This window comes from Corynebacterium mustelae, assembly GCF_001020985.1.
GTDB lineage: Bacteria > Actinomycetota > Actinomycetes > Mycobacteriales > Mycobacteriaceae > Corynebacterium > Corynebacterium mustelae.
Map to the genome: position 1 here is coordinate 826,825 of NZ_CP011542.1, position 14,872 is coordinate 841,696.

18 protein-coding genes are annotated in these 14,872 nt (G+C 54.2%); 10 read left to right on the forward strand and 8 right to left on the reverse strand.

The annotated features are described in order from the left end of the window. Nucleotides 1-135: 135 nt before the first annotated feature. Nucleotides 136-1,155 carry a ribosome small subunit-dependent GTPase A gene (gene rsgA / locus CMUST_RS03840; RefSeq protein ID WP_047261408.1) on the reverse strand — a complete coding sequence of 340 codons (1,020 nt, stop codon included), beginning with the start codon at nucleotides 1,153-1,155 and terminating at the stop codon, nucleotides 136-138. After that, nucleotides 1,156-2,496, reverse strand: coding sequence for a 3-phosphoshikimate 1-carboxyvinyltransferase (aroA, locus tag CMUST_RS03845; protein WP_047263349.1), 1,341 nt, complete (start codon nucleotides 2,494-2,496; stop codon nucleotides 1,156-1,158). It lies immediately after the preceding gene. Between the two features lie 19 nt (nucleotides 2,497-2,515). On the opposite strand from aroA, the gene CMUST_RS03850 reads away from it, so the two are divergent. Both CMUST_RS03850 and CMUST_RS15790 read left to right on the forward strand, forming a co-directional pair. After that, nucleotides 2,516-3,190 (forward strand): SOS response-associated peptidase, encoded by a 675-nt coding sequence (locus CMUST_RS03850; protein ID WP_047261409.1) that lies wholly within the window; start codon nucleotides 2,516-2,518, stop codon nucleotides 3,188-3,190. A gap of 52 nt (nucleotides 3,191-3,242) precedes the next feature. Further along, nucleotides 3,243-3,998, forward strand: a complete 756-nt coding sequence (locus CMUST_RS15790; RefSeq protein WP_052844517.1) for a DUF4253 domain-containing protein — start codon at nucleotides 3,243-3,245, stop codon at nucleotides 3,996-3,998. Here the strand turns inward: CMUST_RS15790 and CMUST_RS03860 are convergent, their stop codons facing one another. Beyond that, nucleotides 3,999-4,505 carry an aminoacyl-tRNA deacylase gene (locus tag CMUST_RS03860; protein WP_047261410.1) on the reverse strand — a complete coding sequence of 169 codons (507 nt, stop codon included), beginning with the start codon at nucleotides 4,503-4,505 and terminating at the stop codon, nucleotides 3,999-4,001. A 102-nt stretch (nucleotides 4,506-4,607) separates the two neighbouring features. Here CMUST_RS03860 and CMUST_RS03865 point away from each other — a divergent pair, with 102 nt between their 5' ends. From CMUST_RS03865 to CMUST_RS03875, 3 genes are read left to right on the forward strand one after another with little or no spacing between them, the layout of a single operon-like run. After that, nucleotides 4,608-5,207, forward strand: coding sequence for a sigma-70 family RNA polymerase sigma factor (locus CMUST_RS03865; RefSeq protein ID WP_047261411.1), 600 nt, complete (start codon nucleotides 4,608-4,610; stop codon nucleotides 5,205-5,207). Continuing rightward, nucleotides 5,200-5,487, forward strand: coding sequence for a mycothiol system anti-sigma-R factor (rsrA, locus tag CMUST_RS03870; RefSeq protein ID WP_052844518.1), 288 nt, complete (start codon nucleotides 5,200-5,202; stop codon nucleotides 5,485-5,487). The genes CMUST_RS03865 and rsrA overlap by 8 nt, the downstream gene beginning before the upstream one ends. Before the next feature lie 24 nt (nucleotides 5,488-5,511). Next, nucleotides 5,512-6,888, forward strand: a complete 1,377-nt coding sequence (locus CMUST_RS03875; protein ID WP_083987406.1) for a DUF4185 domain-containing protein — start codon at nucleotides 5,512-5,514, stop codon at nucleotides 6,886-6,888. Between the two features lie 98 nt (nucleotides 6,889-6,986). Here CMUST_RS03875 and CMUST_RS03880 read toward each other — a convergent pair whose 3' ends face one another. Continuing rightward, the gene (locus CMUST_RS03880) at nucleotides 6,987-7,619 is read right to left on the reverse strand and encodes an LppP/LprE family lipoprotein (RefSeq protein ID WP_047261412.1); all 633 of its coding nucleotides are present in this window, start codon (nucleotides 7,617-7,619) and stop codon (nucleotides 6,987-6,989) included. 7 nt (nucleotides 7,620-7,626) lie between these two features. On the opposite strand from CMUST_RS03880, the gene CMUST_RS16770 reads away from it, so the two are divergent. Then, on the forward strand, nucleotides 7,627-7,794 hold the full coding sequence (locus CMUST_RS16770; RefSeq protein WP_158408194.1) for a hypothetical protein: 168 nt from the start codon (nucleotides 7,627-7,629) through the stop codon (nucleotides 7,792-7,794). A gap of 50 nt (nucleotides 7,795-7,844) precedes the next feature. On the opposite strand, the gene CMUST_RS17175 is transcribed toward CMUST_RS16770, so the two are convergent. After that, nucleotides 7,845-7,919 carry a 50S ribosomal protein bL37 gene (locus CMUST_RS17175; protein ID WP_370443781.1) on the reverse strand — a complete coding sequence of 25 codons (75 nt, stop codon included), beginning with the start codon at nucleotides 7,917-7,919 and terminating at the stop codon, nucleotides 7,845-7,847. 127 nt (nucleotides 7,920-8,046) lie between these two features. Then, nucleotides 8,047-8,307, reverse strand: coding sequence for a WhiB family transcriptional regulator (locus CMUST_RS03885; RefSeq protein ID WP_047261413.1), 261 nt, complete (start codon nucleotides 8,305-8,307; stop codon nucleotides 8,047-8,049). A gap of 799 nt (nucleotides 8,308-9,106) precedes the next feature. Here CMUST_RS03885 and CMUST_RS03890 point away from each other — a divergent pair. Continuing rightward, entirely contained in the window at nucleotides 9,107-9,529 is a 423-nt protein-coding gene (locus CMUST_RS03890) for a hypothetical protein (protein ID WP_047261414.1), read from the forward strand. Here CMUST_RS03890 and CMUST_RS03895 read toward each other — a convergent pair whose 3' ends face one another. Further along, a complete protein-coding gene (locus CMUST_RS03895) occupies nucleotides 9,530-10,822 on the reverse strand; it encodes an Rv3212 family protein (protein ID WP_047261415.1) in 1,293 nt (430 codons plus the stop codon). A gap of 6 nt (nucleotides 10,823-10,828) precedes the next feature. Next, the gene (locus tag CMUST_RS03900; protein WP_047261416.1) at nucleotides 10,829-12,205 is read right to left on the reverse strand and encodes a DEAD/DEAH box helicase; all 1,377 of its coding nucleotides are present in this window, start codon (nucleotides 12,203-12,205) and stop codon (nucleotides 10,829-10,831) included. Between the two features lie 327 nt (nucleotides 12,206-12,532). On the opposite strand from CMUST_RS03900, the gene CMUST_RS03905 reads away from it, so the two are divergent. The 3 genes from CMUST_RS03905 (at nucleotide 12,533) to CMUST_RS03915 (ending at nucleotide 14,837) form a co-directional block, all read left to right on the forward strand. Further along, on the forward strand, nucleotides 12,533-12,760 hold the full coding sequence (locus CMUST_RS03905) for a DUF3107 domain-containing protein (RefSeq protein ID WP_047261417.1): 228 nt from the start codon (nucleotides 12,533-12,535) through the stop codon (nucleotides 12,758-12,760). Between the two features lie 229 nt (nucleotides 12,761-12,989). Then, entirely contained in the window at nucleotides 12,990-13,844 is an 855-nt protein-coding gene (locus tag CMUST_RS03910) for a DUF3152 domain-containing protein (RefSeq protein ID WP_047263353.1), read from the forward strand. A 96-nt stretch (nucleotides 13,845-13,940) separates the two neighbouring features. Next, on the forward strand, nucleotides 13,941-14,837 hold the full coding sequence (locus CMUST_RS03915; protein ID WP_083987407.1) for a TIGR02569 family protein: 897 nt from the start codon (nucleotides 13,941-13,943) through the stop codon (nucleotides 14,835-14,837). The last annotated feature ends 35 nt before the right edge of the window (nucleotides 14,838-14,872 follow it).

Consider the following 14,872-nt stretch of genomic DNA (forward strand, 5'->3'; position numbering starts at 1 on the left):
GTTGCGGCCAACTGCGATGGATGTGATCATGCATTTTCTGGCCGTACGCCGAAACGCCTCGCCCGTTAGGAAACGGCCAGACCTTCCACAAACCCACCTGAGGAATGAACACCCCAGGTGGTTTCGTTTTTTCGGCTATTCCCAATCGACGTTGGTGCGAAGCGCGCCAAGAAGCTTGCGCACCGCTTGCACACGGCGCCCGGTGGGGGAGTTGCTAGTAAATTGGTCTAATTCACATTCGGGATCGGCTGGTGGTCCCATGTGGGTGCAGCCGCGCGGGCAATCTTCAATCGCCGCCGCGAGATCCTCGAAAACGCCGACGACAGTGTCTGCGTCGACATGGGCGAGCCCGAAGGAACGGATACCGGGGGTATCGATGATCCAGCCACCCGCATCTAGTGGCAAGGCGACAGCTTGAGTGGAGGTGTGGCGGCCTTTGCCGACGCCGGAGACTTCGCCGGTTTCGCGTTGGGCGTGGGGAACGATCCGGTTGACCAGCGTGGATTTGCCCACACCGGAATGCCCGATCAGCGCTGAAATATGCTTTTCGACGATCTCAAGCACCGGTTCCACCGGGTCGTCAATGCCGCAAATGACCACGGGAACATTCAAAGCTGCGAATTCGGCGGCGAATTCTGTGGGGTCTGCCAGATCTGACTTGGTTAGGCAGATCACCGGTTGCAAATTACCCACAAATGCTGCGACCAGGGCGCGCTCCACAAAGCCAGAGCGTGGTGGTGGATCGGCGACCGCACATACAATGAGTAGATATTGGGCGTTGGCTACAACGATCCGTTCATACGGGTCGGTATCGTCTGCCGTGCGTCGCAGAACGGAGCTGCGTTCTTCAAGTTTGACTATCCGAGCTAGGGTGTCTTTTTTCCCGGAGGTATCGCCGACAATTCCTACCCGGTCGCCGACTTCGACGGGGGTGCGGCCTAGTTCCCGGGCCCGCATGCAGACGATGGGGTTTTCGTCTTCCCGGCCGTCTAATACCACGCCCCACCGGCCCCGGTCTTTGGTTATGACCATGCCAAATTCGGCATTGTCATGTTTGGGTCGGTCTTTGGTTCTAGGCCGTGACCCTTTGCCGGGGCGGATTTTAATATCTGACTCGTCCCATGAGTGTCGAGTGCGATTTGTCCGTCGTGCCACTTAGCTGCGTTCTCCTGCCGGTTGGGTTACTAATGCCGACCACATCTTTTCAAAACCTGGCAGCGTTTTGGCTGTTGTCGAGATGTTTTCCACGTCTATTCCCTGGGTGGCCAGACCGATGATTGCACCTGCTGTTGCCATGCGGTGGTCGGCGTAGCTGTGCCAGGTGCCGCCATGGAGTGTGGCGGGGGTGATGTGGAGGCCGTCGGAAAGCTCAACACAGTTGCCCCCGATGCCGGTGATTTCTGCGCATAGCGCCTTGAGCCGGTCGGTCTCATGTCCTCGAAGATGTGCAATCCCGGTTAGTACCGATTCGGTGGTTGCAAGGGTTGCTAGCGCGGCGACGGTGGGGGTCAATTCTCCAATATCGGACATGTCCATTGTGATACCTTTCAGCGTGCCGGGAGCCGGGCCGGTGACGGAGAGATCATGGCCGTTGCCGATGGCATTAAGCTCCACATGGCAACCCATGCGATCCAAGATGAGCCGGATAACGTCACCTGGTTGGGTGGTGCTGATGGGCCAGTTTTTGATGGTAACGGTGCCGCCTGTGACAGCAGCTGCGGCTAGGAATGGGGTGGCGTTGGATAGGTCGGGTTCTACTCGCCATACTCCACCGCGAATTGGTCCGGGATTAACTGTCCATTGGTTTTCCACGGTTGTATCGACGCTGACTCCGGATTGGCGCAGCATTTCCACTGTCATTTCGATATGCGGGGTGCTAGGTAATTTTCCGCCTTCATGCCGTACCGTGATGCCGGTTGCGTATTTCGGTGCTGCTAATAATAGTCCCGAAACAAATTGGGAAGATTTGGAAGCGTCGATAGTGACGGTGCCACCAGCAACGCTGCCAGCTCCGATCACTTCGAAGGGCAAACTATCACCGTTAATGGTGATTCCTAACTCCCTAAGTCCGGTAATAATGCCGCTCATAGGGCGGTTGCGGGCGTGGGCGTCGCCGTCGAAAAATACGGTGCCATAAGCTAAGGCAGCAATTGGTGGGACGAACCGCATGACGGTACCTGCTAAGCCGCAATCGATGGTGCCGCCGCGCATTGGCTTAGGTTCAACATGAATCGTGGCATTAGCGGCATTTCCATGTTCGACTTCTAATTGCACATCAACGCCGATACTACGTAAGGCACGCGCCATTAACTCGGTATCCCGGGAGCGCAACGCACCGGTGATTGTGGAGGGTGTTTCGGCTATGGCCGCCAAAATTAATGCCCGGTTAGTAATAGATTTCGACCCAGGTACCTGCACTGTTCCATAGACAGGGTGGTCGGCAACGGGGGCACGCCATAGCGTTTTGTTGTGGTTGGGGCGCACAGTTTCGTTCATGTACACCATAATAGGTGTAATGTGTGGTCGTTTTGTACTCTTTGCCAGCGATGATGAGGTCATGACTCTACCGGGTTTCGAGAATATCTATGCCCCGGCAGGGTTGCCGCCAGCCCGCTATAACATCGCGCCTACCCACATAATCCCGATCCTGCGAGCTGGCGATACTCCCACTGAGGGGGTGATTGAACCAGCACGTTGGGGGCTAATTCCGGCGTGGAAGCGTGACGATACCGGGACGACGGCGCTTTTTAACGCCCGCGCGGAAACGGTTCAAACCAAGCCGAGCTTCAAGGACGCATTTATGTTCAACCGGTGTGCGATCCCTATGAGCGGCTATTACGAATGGAAAAACAAGAAGCCGTGGTGGATCACCACCACCGAATTGGTGTGGGTGGCCGGGTTATGGTCGGTGCACCAGGGACGGATCACCGCAACGATGCTCACCACGGCGGCAACCCCACCCTTGTTGGATATTCACCACCGAATGCCGAGGTTCCTTAGGCCGGAGGAATGCCACTCCTGGGTTTTTGGCCCTGCCGATCAGGCTGCGTCGTTTCTTTGCCCAGCGCCCACCGGACTGGTGGAAAAATTCCAGACGGCTCCGGCCAATCCGGCGGTAGGCACAGTGGGCAACGATTACCCGGAACTGCTACTACCACCGGAAGAACCCGAAAACTGGGAATTATTTTAATTTATGCACAAAGCAGGCAATCGTGTCAGACAGATGGGTTAGTGTGTGATGCATGTCGTTTGGAATTACAGATAAGACCTGGCCACTGGATGATGAGGGGTTAACAGATTTCCACCCCGTAACCATCCGGGCCGAAAAACCAGGCACACTTGAACAATTGACCGCAAAAGGGATTAATTTCCGCCCGATCGAAACCGAATCTGGCACCGTGGTGGCAGGACTTATCACCGAAGGTGACATGGAACGGTTATGGGAAGAGCTTGTTCTTTCCTTTAGCGATAATGGCCTGTGGCCAGTCGGTATTGATGCCGACGATATGGATGACATCGTTTCCGGGCAGTATTTCGCATCTCCGGAGGATGTGACCACAGACGCCGCAGATTTCCTCCGCGAGAACAATCCCAGCCTTAGGGAACTTGCCGCACCGCTTTTCGACGGCACGAACCCAAGCATCATCCCCCTGCCTGTGGAGTCTGGTAGCGGAATCCTGGTGGTACCGTGCACCCGCCCAGCTGATGTCCCGGCCGCCCTGGGGTGGCTAGGCCCCTGCAATTACAATTATGATGGCTCCGACATCAGCGCCGTTTTGCGTAGTTGGGAGGAGCGCTTCGGCGCCGTGGTGATGGTCTTAGGTCCTGCGACTTTGACACTGCAGGTTCCCAATACCCCAACGGAGGAAGTGGAACAGGAAAAACTCGCCCAGGAACATTATGCTTTCTGCCCGGACAATATCGACCAAGGTGCAGGCAGTATTGAGGACTATATCCCCGCGATCGACAGTCTCGCCTGGGGATTTTGGTGGGATTAACTACACCAAATCCACAAACGTCGCCGATGTTAGTTCCGCTAAATCGTGAGGGTTAAGGGCAACGTCTATGCCGCGTCGCCCGCCCGATACGCAAACGGTGTTCCACAGCAACGCGGTTTCGTCGATAAGTGTTGGTAGTGGGTTTTTCTGCCCGATCGGTGAAATTCCGCCCGCCACATAACCGGAGGATTTCTCCGCATCGTGGCGCCCAGCCATAACTACTTTCGGCACGTTGAATCCCCGGGCCGCTTTTTTCAGCGACAGCTTCTCCGGCACCGGAATACAACACACCCCCAAGCTCCGTCTCGAGCCGACCCCTGCGGTGAGATCAACCACAAGAGTTTTAAAAACCTGATCTGGTTCAATTCCATGTTGAGCCAATTCGGCCACAGCCGTTGCCCCAAAATCATGCGTGTTGCCGACAAATTCATACAACGCGAATTCGACATTGTGGGTTCCAAGAACTCGCAATGCTGGGGTTGCTGCGGTGGATGTTTTTCGTGCCAAAAGTGATCGCCTGCCCTTGTGAACTGCAAGATTGTGTTAGTTGCTGTTAATGCTAGGTAGAATACCCGAAGGAAATTTTACGGAAGGTGAAATATAGCTGCGATGGCACATAGTACTACTGAGGAAACAAAAAGACGGTTCGAAGCCGAAGCACTACCACTTTTAGATCAACTCTATAGCGGCGCGCTTCGAATGACCCGAAACCCCGCAGACGCGGAAGACCTCGTACAAGAAACCTACGTCAAAGCGTTCCAAGCCTTCGACTCCTTCACCGCTGGAACAAATCTTAAAGCGTGGCTGTTTCGCATCATGACCAACAGCTACATCAATAGTTACCGCAAAAAACAACGGCAACCCATTCAATCCTCAACCGAGGAGATCACCGACTACCAATTGCTTGACTCCACCACACACCAGGCCGTGGGGTTGGAATCTGCCGAAGTTGTCGCGTTGCGTAATATCCCAGATCAAACCATCACGGAAGCCATGAACACCTTGTCAGCGGACTACCGGATGGTTGTTTATTACGCCGATGTTGCAGGGCTGGCCTATAAAGAAATCGCCGAAATCACTGGAACCCCGGTCGGCACCGTGATGAGTCGACTTCACCGGGGAAGAAAACAGCTCCGCAATGCGTTAAAGGATGTAGCGAAAGAACACGGAATAGGTCTGGCACAGAAGGAGACATCAAAAAATGCATGACGGAATAGATATCCAATGGCAAGAAAGCCGCCCAACGATCGGGGAAACCGCTAGTTGCGACGACCTTCACGTCTTCCTCTACGAGCTGGTCGATAAAGAACTTACCGAAGCAGACTGCGCCAAGCTAGAATTACACCTCGCACAATGCCCTGACTGTGCGGAAATGGTTGCCGCCGAAACTGAGCTACGGGACGTGCTCAAAAAGTGCACCACCAGCCCGGCGCCAGCGTCGCTTCGGAGCAAAATTGCCCAAGTTATCGCTGAAACTGAATTTCCTTAACACCACTTCCATCCCGGAGAAACAATGAATAATCAACGGCTTATGGCTTTAGGCCTGGTGACTGCCGCGCTAATAACTGCTACTGCAACCCCGGCCCACGCCCAGTCGTCGTCAAGTTCCTCACTTGACTCCTTATCGTCTTCCAGTTCAAGCGGAAGCTCACTCATAGACTTCTTCAAATCATTAGGAAGTTCCCCAATCACCAATTTCTTCGTCACAATCTCCGAAGGACTCACCACCAAAACCATAGGTGATATCCTCGGCCCTGGTATCTCTGACCATGTGGGATTCATGTCCGGCGACCTTGGCATCATGGTGCCTGTAGGCGAAAACGAAGAATTCGCCATAATCTTTGGTGATTCCTTCCGAGGCGCCCGATTTGGTCAAGGCGACTGGCTCAGCCCAGTAGGGGTAATCGCAGCCTACGACGCAAGCGGCAAAATCACGATCAAACGGCCATTGAATTCAGGTGATCGAGTAGAGCAGCTGCTCGACTACGCCCATAACGAACGAAACTTGACCTTCCTGCCTTCTGATGTCATCAATCTGGACGGAACACTCTACATGCAAGGCATGTGGAACGAAGGAGTCGGCAACGTCCTTTCCACCCAAATCTGGAAATCCACCGATTCTGGCAAAACCTGGCAATCTGTCGCCACCACCGACAAACACCACATGAACGGATTCGGCGACCTCATCACCTGGGAACGTGGAACCGACGGCTACATCTACGTCATGTCCTCCCGCTTCCAGCGCGCCGATTCCGTCTACCTCAGCCGGTTTAGGCCGGAACAGATCGGCGACCGCGACACCTGGGAACACTACATCAACGGAACCTGGAAAGTCCCAACCTCCGCCTCGGAACTCACCCCGATCATTTCCACTAATGTCAAGGCCGGTGAAATGTCCCTGCGGCGCATCGATAATCACTGGGTGCTGGCAATGTTTAACGCCCGAACCGCATCGATTGACGTGCGGATTTCCAAAGACATTGCCACCAATTGGAACGATATCAAACCAGCGCACGTGGTAGTGGCAAGCGCAGCCGGGTGGGCAAGTAGCCAATCGCCAAGCAATTTCACCCAGCTCTACGGCGGCTACATCGCGCCGGGTTCGCGGATTGACAACCTCAATATTGTGGTTTCCCAATGGAACACCATCAATAACAGCCGCTATATGTCGACCCAATTTAATGTGCGTGGCCTGGATACTTTCTTTGGCATTTCTGCTCATAGTGGGGAAGTGGTTCGCCACAAGGATGGCGACGAGTCTGTTCTGGAAGTGGAAACGCAGCCAGTAAGCCCCGAAGTTGCAGAACAACTGACTGAGGAAAAGGCAATGGAGGCAGCTACTGATATCCAAGTCATCCCATTAGATGACAAAGCGCCGGTGAAGCCATAACCGCTCCCATCGGTCACGACGACAGTGACATTGCGGTGCTACGACGTGTCACGTATACGACTGCGGTCAATGCTGCACCCGCTTAAGCCTAAGGGTAATCACGCTTGAATGAACTGGGCGTTAAGCGGGCGTAAGTATATGTCCCATTCGGTTTCTTGAATGAGGTATACACCGCTGCGCTGATACGTGATTGTTTGCGCAGGTTCTTCTGTGGCAAAACCCGTGTAGGTTACCTCGGCCACGTCGCCATCTACGACGACGTCGGCGACGCTTGCTGCCGCCACATAATCGGCCTCGGTGACCAATTGATCGAAGTGGAAAAAGACCACCGTGCTAAACGGCCCGGGCAGCGGCGCGGGTGTCCCATCGGCGTAGCGTTGGGTGCCCTGCAGCACTACCCAGCTGATATTGGCACAGGGGTCGAAGTGATCCGCCTCAAGCGCTACATCAATAACTTGTGGTGCGCCGTTGGAGTCGGTTACCGACAGCGGTGTTCCAGTGAGGTAGGGCCCCAGCGCGGTGTCAATAACGCCAAAGCCGTGCGGGTCGCAGTCGTCCGTCGCCGGTGAAGTTCGCGGCGCTGCGCTAGCTAAGGCGGGTTCCGCCACGCTTGTCGACGCCGCCTGGTCGGCTGCAGGTGGCGTTGTCTGCGGCGTCCCACACCCGCCCAGGACCAAGGCTAAGCTGATAGTTACGTATGATGCGGGGCGGAAGAACGCGCGGATAGCCATATTTTTGATGTCCTTAACAGGTGGTAGTTTGCAACGGGAGAAGACCTTAGGTTTCTTAAACTGTATCCTGCGCCGGGATAATCGGTCGTCGGCGATGCTGTCCTACACCTGTTACCGGGGTACGAGCCACACCATGATCGACGTATCGAGGGCGGAAGAACCTACGCGGATATGAAAAACAGGCACGGAGGGAATCCGTGCCTGCTTGATGCTAACTTCGATAACTTAAGCGTTTGGACGCTTGCCGTGGTTAGCCTTTTTCTTGCGACGATCCTTACGCTTACGACCACGCTGGCTCATGTTGCTCTCCTTTGTAATTTCAGAAAATCTGAAGGGGTTAACAGCAGTCCACTTTACTGCGTGGTGGTAGCTGCATGAAAATCAGTGGATTTTTCATAGCCGTATCAGCTACGGCGGTTATTAAAACTTAGAGGGTGATGCGAGCACGGCCGCGTCCGCGATTCTTACGGCGCTTCAGTGCGCGGCGCTCGTCTTCACTCATGCCACCCCAGACGCCAGCATCTTGGCCGGTTTCCAATGCCCATGCGAGGCACTGGGAGGTGACAGGGCAGCGGTTGCAGACTACCTTTGCGGCAGCAACCTGTGCGAGGGCGGGGCCGGAGTTACCAACAGGGAAGAAAAGTTCAGGGTCCTCATCGCGGCAGACAGCTTGGTGACGCCAATCCATATTTAATCTCCTTTAGTTCGTTGCAAGATGGAATTTTATTCTTAAGTTTTAGGGCTGTTTGCTAAACGGCATAATTCCACGAGAAACCTCGGTTAAATTGGAACTTGAATAACGCTCCGACCAGTAAAGTGGCTGGTGTTACCCATGTTCCTTGGGGTTTGAGGTGGAAGGTTTGTAGGCTGCTGCCTAGCGGGTGGGAGTTTAGCGGGCGTTAATAATGTGTCCGCTTTTTTGATCCTTGAATGATGATGTCACGTCTGACCAATCTTCGCTAGGGTTTAGCCCTAAAATGTGGGGAGCTTCACAATTTTTCCCGAATGTAACTGTGTTTATTGTGGGTATTTTGCGTAGCAAAGCTTGCTGGCAGAAATTATGAAAACGTTTTAACCTGCGCAAATAGAAGTTGGGTTAAAGAACCGCTCGCTGCAATTTCGTCAAATCTACACCCCCATAAAATGGTCTATATTGATGGTCTCTTACTTACTTAGGCTTAGCTTAAAAGACCAGCTAGAATGGAATTTTTCCAAAATGTTATATAAGCGCAAAATATGCTTAAAGCATGCTTAAAATCTTATTTCTAAGCTATTTTAAAGAAAACTGGAGTTTCCTGAAAATGATCGCCCTACCCATTTGGGGTTAATCAATCTATTGGAAAACATGATGATCTCGTGATAGGGCTCATTAATCGGTTCGGATTTTACTTGACCGCCAAATTCATTGGTTAGGGCTGTGGTTGTGGTCAACCGCACAAGCATGTGAAGCCTTGGGGTCACCTAGCAAGCGAGGTAGACTACCAACCGTGTCTACTTCATCACCTCGCCCGCCAGGACCCGTGCTGTGGGCTGCGATCATCGCAGCCATCCAATCGCTCATTGGGTTAGGTTACGCCGCATTACTCATCGTGCGAGAAGCAAGCGGATACACCGACCCCTCAATCGTCTACGAATCAGACAACGCCAATACGGCTGTGGGGTACGGCACCGCGGTGTTTTTCATCATTATCTTCGGCGCAGTGCTCACAGGCGCGATCTTCATGGCACGCGCAAAGAAATGGGGTAGGGGTCCGGTAATAATGCTGGAAATCCTATTGCTGTTGATTTCCTACTACATGTTCAGCGCCGGACAAACCCTCATGGGCTTGGCCACAGCATTATCAGCACTCATTGCGTTAGGTATGCTTTTTAGCCCCCGCGCCGTGCACTGGGCTGCCACCCACTACTAATTAACTTCCGGGGTGCAAAACAGCAACCGTGTCCCCGCGTTTTTCAACGATGTAATGGCCGGTGACCTGAAGCGAAACCGGCCCCTGGTACCCGCCGCGATCAATGGGGATCGTGCGGGTGACAGCGCCATTATCCCAATTGACTGCCGTGAGCCCTTCAGTGGTGGGATACACAACCATGTTGTTCAACGCGATGGGGGTTCCAATGGCGTCCGGGAAAACATGAACCACATCAAGGGTGCTAGGCATAAACAGGTACAGCTTGTCACCATCGAACCACGACATGTGGTGCGGTAAATCGGCGGTCTGCGGGGCAAAGGCTACCTCGTGGGCCGCCTTGGTCGCTTCGTCGACAAGCGGTGCGGCACTCGCCCCCGTTGAGTTTCGCGGATTACCGTCCTTGTCGTAACTAGTAATTGTTGCCGATTCGGACGCGCTCTGCGCAGGCGAATAAACTGCAGCCCCCTGTTGATCAATAGCCACCACCTGATTGCCCTTACCGGTTAACGCCACACTTGCGGTGACCTCTGGGGTACGTGATTCCTTCGGGGTAGCCTTGAGCAACCGCAACCACTCTTGACCTTGGCAGGTTTGGACGACCGCCACATTCTCAGTTCGGGTAAGTGCTGAAGAGATCACGCAATCTTCATGTGGCTGCAATCCCGGCTCTTGTTTAGCCGAGACTTCGCCGTATTCTAAGGTTCGCACTAAATCGCTACGCCATAATTCCATGCGTGATGGTGCTACGATACCGACCCGGTCGTTGGAAGAAACTGGAACCACAGGCGAAGCCGCAAGTGCCGAACGTGTCGCTTTATAGGTACCTGTCGCGCTGTCGATACGGACAACGTCGCCGCATCCAACCCCAGTTTTATAGACCGCAACCACTGAATCCCATGCCTGCTGCAGCGAACACAATTCAACATCCCGGCGATAACTCCACAGGGTGTCGCCAGATTCAGGCTCCAAAGCGTTAATTACCCAATCCGAGCCTTCCTGAACCGCAGAAATGACTAAACCTCCAGTTACGACAGGGCGGAAATTCGACGCATCCTGGGCCGGTGCCTGCCACGCGGTGGAATAGGAGAACCCGAGGAAATTCAAGGCCAATGGTTGCTCGTATGACGGATTAGCCGGAGACAATTGGGAATCATTAATTGGTGCTGTGGCAACAACACCACCGATTGCGGCAGCGGTGACAGCGGAAAGTGCCGCGACCGCCCACCAATCCCGGCGGGATCGACGCAGCACAGGGGTGCGCTTGTGCGTATCAACAGTGGTTTTTTCAGTCACGGATGTCTAACCCCGCCGCCTTGCCGAACGGGACCGATTCCCGCCGCGTTTCGTTTTACTCGACCCGTCGCGACGACCCCGACCACCCGGTGATGTTGCGCGTCGATTACCAGAATCTCTACCAGTGTAAACCCGGCGCGGTGGCCCCACTTCTTCCGTGGCTTCTTCAGGGATATTAAGTGCTGAATAAAGCTCCGGAGAGGTGCTAAACCATTGGGGTGGTTCGGGTATTTCCAACTGCAATTCGTCGTTGATTAGTTGCCACTTATTCAGTTCGTCGTAACCCACCATTGTTATTGCGGTTCCGGAATGCCCGGCGCGGCCGGTGCGACCGATCCGATGCACGTAAGTCATGGGGTCGTCTGGTGTTTGGAAATTGATGACATGTGTTACGTCATCAATGTCAATGCCGCGTGCCGCCACATCCGTTGCTACGAGTATGTCGATTGTGCCGGAGCGGAATGCATCAAGCGCGGCTTCCCGTGCAGCCTGGTTGAGGTCGCCGTGTACGGTTCCGACGGAAAAACCCCGTGCGGCGAGATCTTCTGCCAGTTGTTGGGCGCTGCGTTTGGTGCGGGCGAAGATGATGGTTTTGCCGCGTCCGGGTGCTTGGAGGATCCGGGAGCAGGTGGCGACTTTGTCCATGCGGTGCGATTGGAAGATGATTTGTTCGGTGCTCGCGTGCGTTTGGGCTGCGTCGACGTCTTCGGCACGGATATGCACTGGTTGTTTGAGGAAGGTGCGGGCCAGTGTGAGCACTGGCCCGGGCATGGTGGCGGAGAAGAGCATTGTTTGATGCTCGTGGGTGAGCGCCGATAGTAGTTTCTCGATGTCGGGGAAGAAGCCGAGGTCGAGCATTTCGTCTGCTTCGTCTAGCACGAGGATTGCCACTTTATCCAATTGGAGGATGTCACGGTTATAAAGGTCGAGGAGGCGGCCGGGGGTGCCCACAACAACGTCCACTCCTTTTTTAAGGGTGCGTTGTTGTTCCTCGATTGGGCGGCCGCCATATACGGTGGCGATCCGGACGGGGAGAAAAGCCGCCGCAGCATCAAGGTCAGCCCCAACTTGGACTGCTAATTCTCGGGTTGGGGTGACCACTAAGGCACGTGGAGTTCCATCAAGTTCTTCGATGTCAGCGGAGTCAAAGACCCGGTCGAGAAGAGGTACACCGAAGCCATAGGTCTTTCCCATGCCGGTGCGGGCTTGGCCGATGATGTCCCGGCCGTCGAGGGCGATGGGAAGTGTTTGTTCTTGAATGGCAAAGGTGCGGACGATACCGTGTTGGGCGAGAGCCCGGGCGATTTCGGCCGCTACGCCGAGTTCTAGGAAGGTCGGTGACGCTTCTTGTAACGGGGTTTTGGCTTTGCTTTGAAAAGACACATAGTTGATTTTAACGTGCAGAATGAAAAGTTAAAGATATTTCATGGGCAGGTGCTGGGTTTTGTCGGCCAGGGCATGCCTTAGAAGGATTCAATGGTTTTGACCAGTGGAATATGGATATTGTGATCGATCTGGGGTGGTTAAAAGCAGCGGCTGTGTCGGTATGGGAAACCTTGCTCGCGGGGGCAACCGGGTTATGATGGTGGGAACTTTTAGGGTGCTGCGTTGGCTGGGAATCGCTTGATGTTGCACAATTAAGAGTTGGTTTTATTGTTTTTATTGGCGCGGTGTCGCCCAATTATTAAAAAGAATGGATCGAAAGATTTTATGGACATCAAGATTGGTTTCAGCGATTCGCCACGTGAACTCGTGGTTTCCAGCAACGACGACCGGGACGTAGTTTCCGCCAAGATCGCTGAAGCGCTGCAAGCTGGCACGGGGGTGCTTGAGCTTAACGACGACAAAGGGCGTCGCTACTTGGTGCGTAATAACCACATTGCTTATGTTGAGATCGGTTCCAGCGCGCCGCGCACAGTAGGGTTTGCTGGTGCCTAACCACTCCGACTCCCAAACCGGACACTCTTCCTGGGGGGATGGCTTCCGGGAAGGCCGGTTTGAAGTTCGTGGTGATGCGATCATGGAAGTTTTTGATGAGCCGGATTCGCCACGGCAATCGTATGCTTCACGCGATTTGACGGACACTGACTCTGAACGGGCAACGCATCGGCATGCCGCCCATAGTCATGCTGCTCATTCGTCTTCGGGGGCGAAAATTTCGGTTGCCTTGCGTCGTTTTGTCGACATTTTTGGCTGGCGCGCCTACGCCATTCCACTATTGGCGATTATCACGGTGTGGGTATTGCTGGACGTAATGTTGAGTGGATTTGGTTCAACGGATGAGCCTGTAACTGTGGGAGCACAAACAAGCAGCAACGCCCCGGTTGACCCGCAACGCGGACCGGACCCTGCTAAGACGCCGCCGCCATCGATAGCTGCTACCGAATTGCCCGCAGGTGGGAACTTCACCATGACGGGGCAAGGAGTGTATCGCACGGTGGGTGTGCCTGGTGCACAACGAGGTGAGGGTAAAGAAAAGACGTTCACTTATGTGATTGAGGTTGAAGAGGGGATCGATACCGCAGCTTACGGTGGCGACGATGCCTTTGCGACGATGGTGGATGCAACGCTGACGAATGTTAAGGGTTGGACTCACGATCCGAGGTTCCGCTTTGAGCATATCCAAGAATCCCCCGGGCTAGTGCCGGATCTACGGATTCAACTTACCAGCGTGGAAACCACCCATAGCTTGTGCGGTAATGACATTGAGATGGAGACGTCTTGTTTCTACGCCGATAAGGGGCGAGTGGTTATTAATGAATCCCGGTGGGTGCGTGGTGCCACACCATTTGAAGGTGATTTAGGGGCGTATCGTCAGTACCTGATTAACCACGAAGTGGGGCATGGAATTGGCTATGGACTTCATGAATCCTGTGGCGGACAGGGTGAATTGGCACCGATCATGATGCAGCAGACGCTGAGTGTGAGTAATTCGCAGCTGTATCACATCGACCCTGAAGAAGTATATAAAGATGATGGTTTGGTCTGCGTGACCAATCCATGGCCGTATCCACATGTTTAGAAACGCCTCGGCTTAAGGGGTGGGATAACCCAGGTGATTCACCCCGCAGGTGGGGAGAATCACCCTATGGGGGTAGCTGACCTTTATGCTTGACGTATGGCCGAAAAAACAGACCGCCCGCAGCTGGAAGTTGCTAGTCCGGTGACACCACATGCGACACTTCCTAATCATGTTCGGGATTCCTTTCATGTGTCCCCGCAAGCGCAGCCGCAGCAGTTGGGAGCAGCATGGGATTATGGTTGGCTGTTGGAAACCGTGGTTCTTATCCAAGTGTCTCAACCGGATCGCGCTGCCTGGTCCTCACGCCTGAGGGAAAATCTACAGGTACCGGGGGTGCGTATTGTTCGGCCGGTGCGTTCCACCGATGGTCGTTTTATCAACGCCGGTTGGCGGGCTTCGCATTACGTTGCGGGGAATTTAGCTGCCCGAGTGGATGAGACCGTTGCCGCCGCCCTGCGGTTGGACACCGCGTTGGCCACAGTTCCAATCCCAGACATCTTTAATCAGGGGGTGGATCAACAGGATGTCTTTGCCGTAGCCGACAAGGCGGCCTGGCGTGATGAACACGACATCGTTGTATTGGATTCAGCTATCCCTGCACACGACATGGTCGCCACTATCTTGCCAAAGGTGCGGGATTTGCTGCGCCCGTTCGTCGAAAAGCTAGCGATGCAAGTCACTCATGCGGATATGCTGGCAACCACTATTTATGCTGGCACCCAACCACCCACCGTTACCGATATCGTGGGAGTGGCGCACCCACATGGGTACACAGCGGCCCAAACGATCGTTGATGCGCTCATCATGGGCGCAACCGATGCGAGAGTCATCGATCGGTTCCACCACATACCGGAATTACCGCAGCTTCTACTGAGGGGGTTGCTGTATCGACTCTATGTTCACGCCCTCCATCCGCAAGCCACATCGAACACTGGTACTAACCTGGAGTGGGCTGCGCAAACGATCGTGTCACGAGTCCGTGGCACAATCTAAATCTATGACTCATCCGTCAATCAGAGCAACGCAGT

Bases quoted from the DNA above. Each gene is read 5' to 3' on its own strand.
- CMUST_RS03905 (WP_047261417.1), top strand. From the start codon at position 12,533: ATGGACATCAAGATTGGTTTCAGCGATTCGCCACGTGAACTCGTGGTT.
- rsrA (WP_052844518.1), top strand. From the start codon at position 5,200: ATGCATGACGGAATAGATATCCAATGGCAAGAAAGCCGCCCAACGATC.
- CMUST_RS03875 (WP_083987406.1), top strand. From the start codon at position 5,512: ATGAATAATCAACGGCTTATGGCTTTAGGCCTGGTGACTGCCGCGCTA.
- CMUST_RS03865 (WP_047261411.1), top strand. From the start codon at position 4,608: ATGGCACATAGTACTACTGAGGAAACAAAAAGACGGTTCGAAGCCGAA.
- CMUST_RS15790 (WP_052844517.1), top strand. From the start codon at position 3,243: ATGTCGTTTGGAATTACAGATAAGACCTGGCCACTGGATGATGAGGGG.
- aroA (WP_047263349.1), bottom strand. From the start codon at position 2,496: ATGAACGAAACTGTGCGCCCCAACCACAACAAAACGCTATGGCGTGCC.
- CMUST_RS03915 (WP_083987407.1), top strand. From the start codon at position 13,941: ATGGCCGAAAAAACAGACCGCCCGCAGCTGGAAGTTGCTAGTCCGGTG.
- CMUST_RS03880 (WP_047261412.1), bottom strand. From the start codon at position 7,619: ATGGCTATCCGCGCGTTCTTCCGCCCCGCATCATACGTAACTATCAGC.
- CMUST_RS16770 (WP_158408194.1), top strand. From the start codon at position 7,627: ATGTCCTTAACAGGTGGTAGTTTGCAACGGGAGAAGACCTTAGGTTTC.
- CMUST_RS03885 (WP_047261413.1), bottom strand. From the start codon at position 8,307: ATGGATTGGCGTCACCAAGCTGTCTGCCGCGATGAGGACCCTGAACTT.
- CMUST_RS03850 (WP_047261409.1), top strand. From the start codon at position 2,516: ATGTGTGGTCGTTTTGTACTCTTTGCCAGCGATGATGAGGTCATGACT.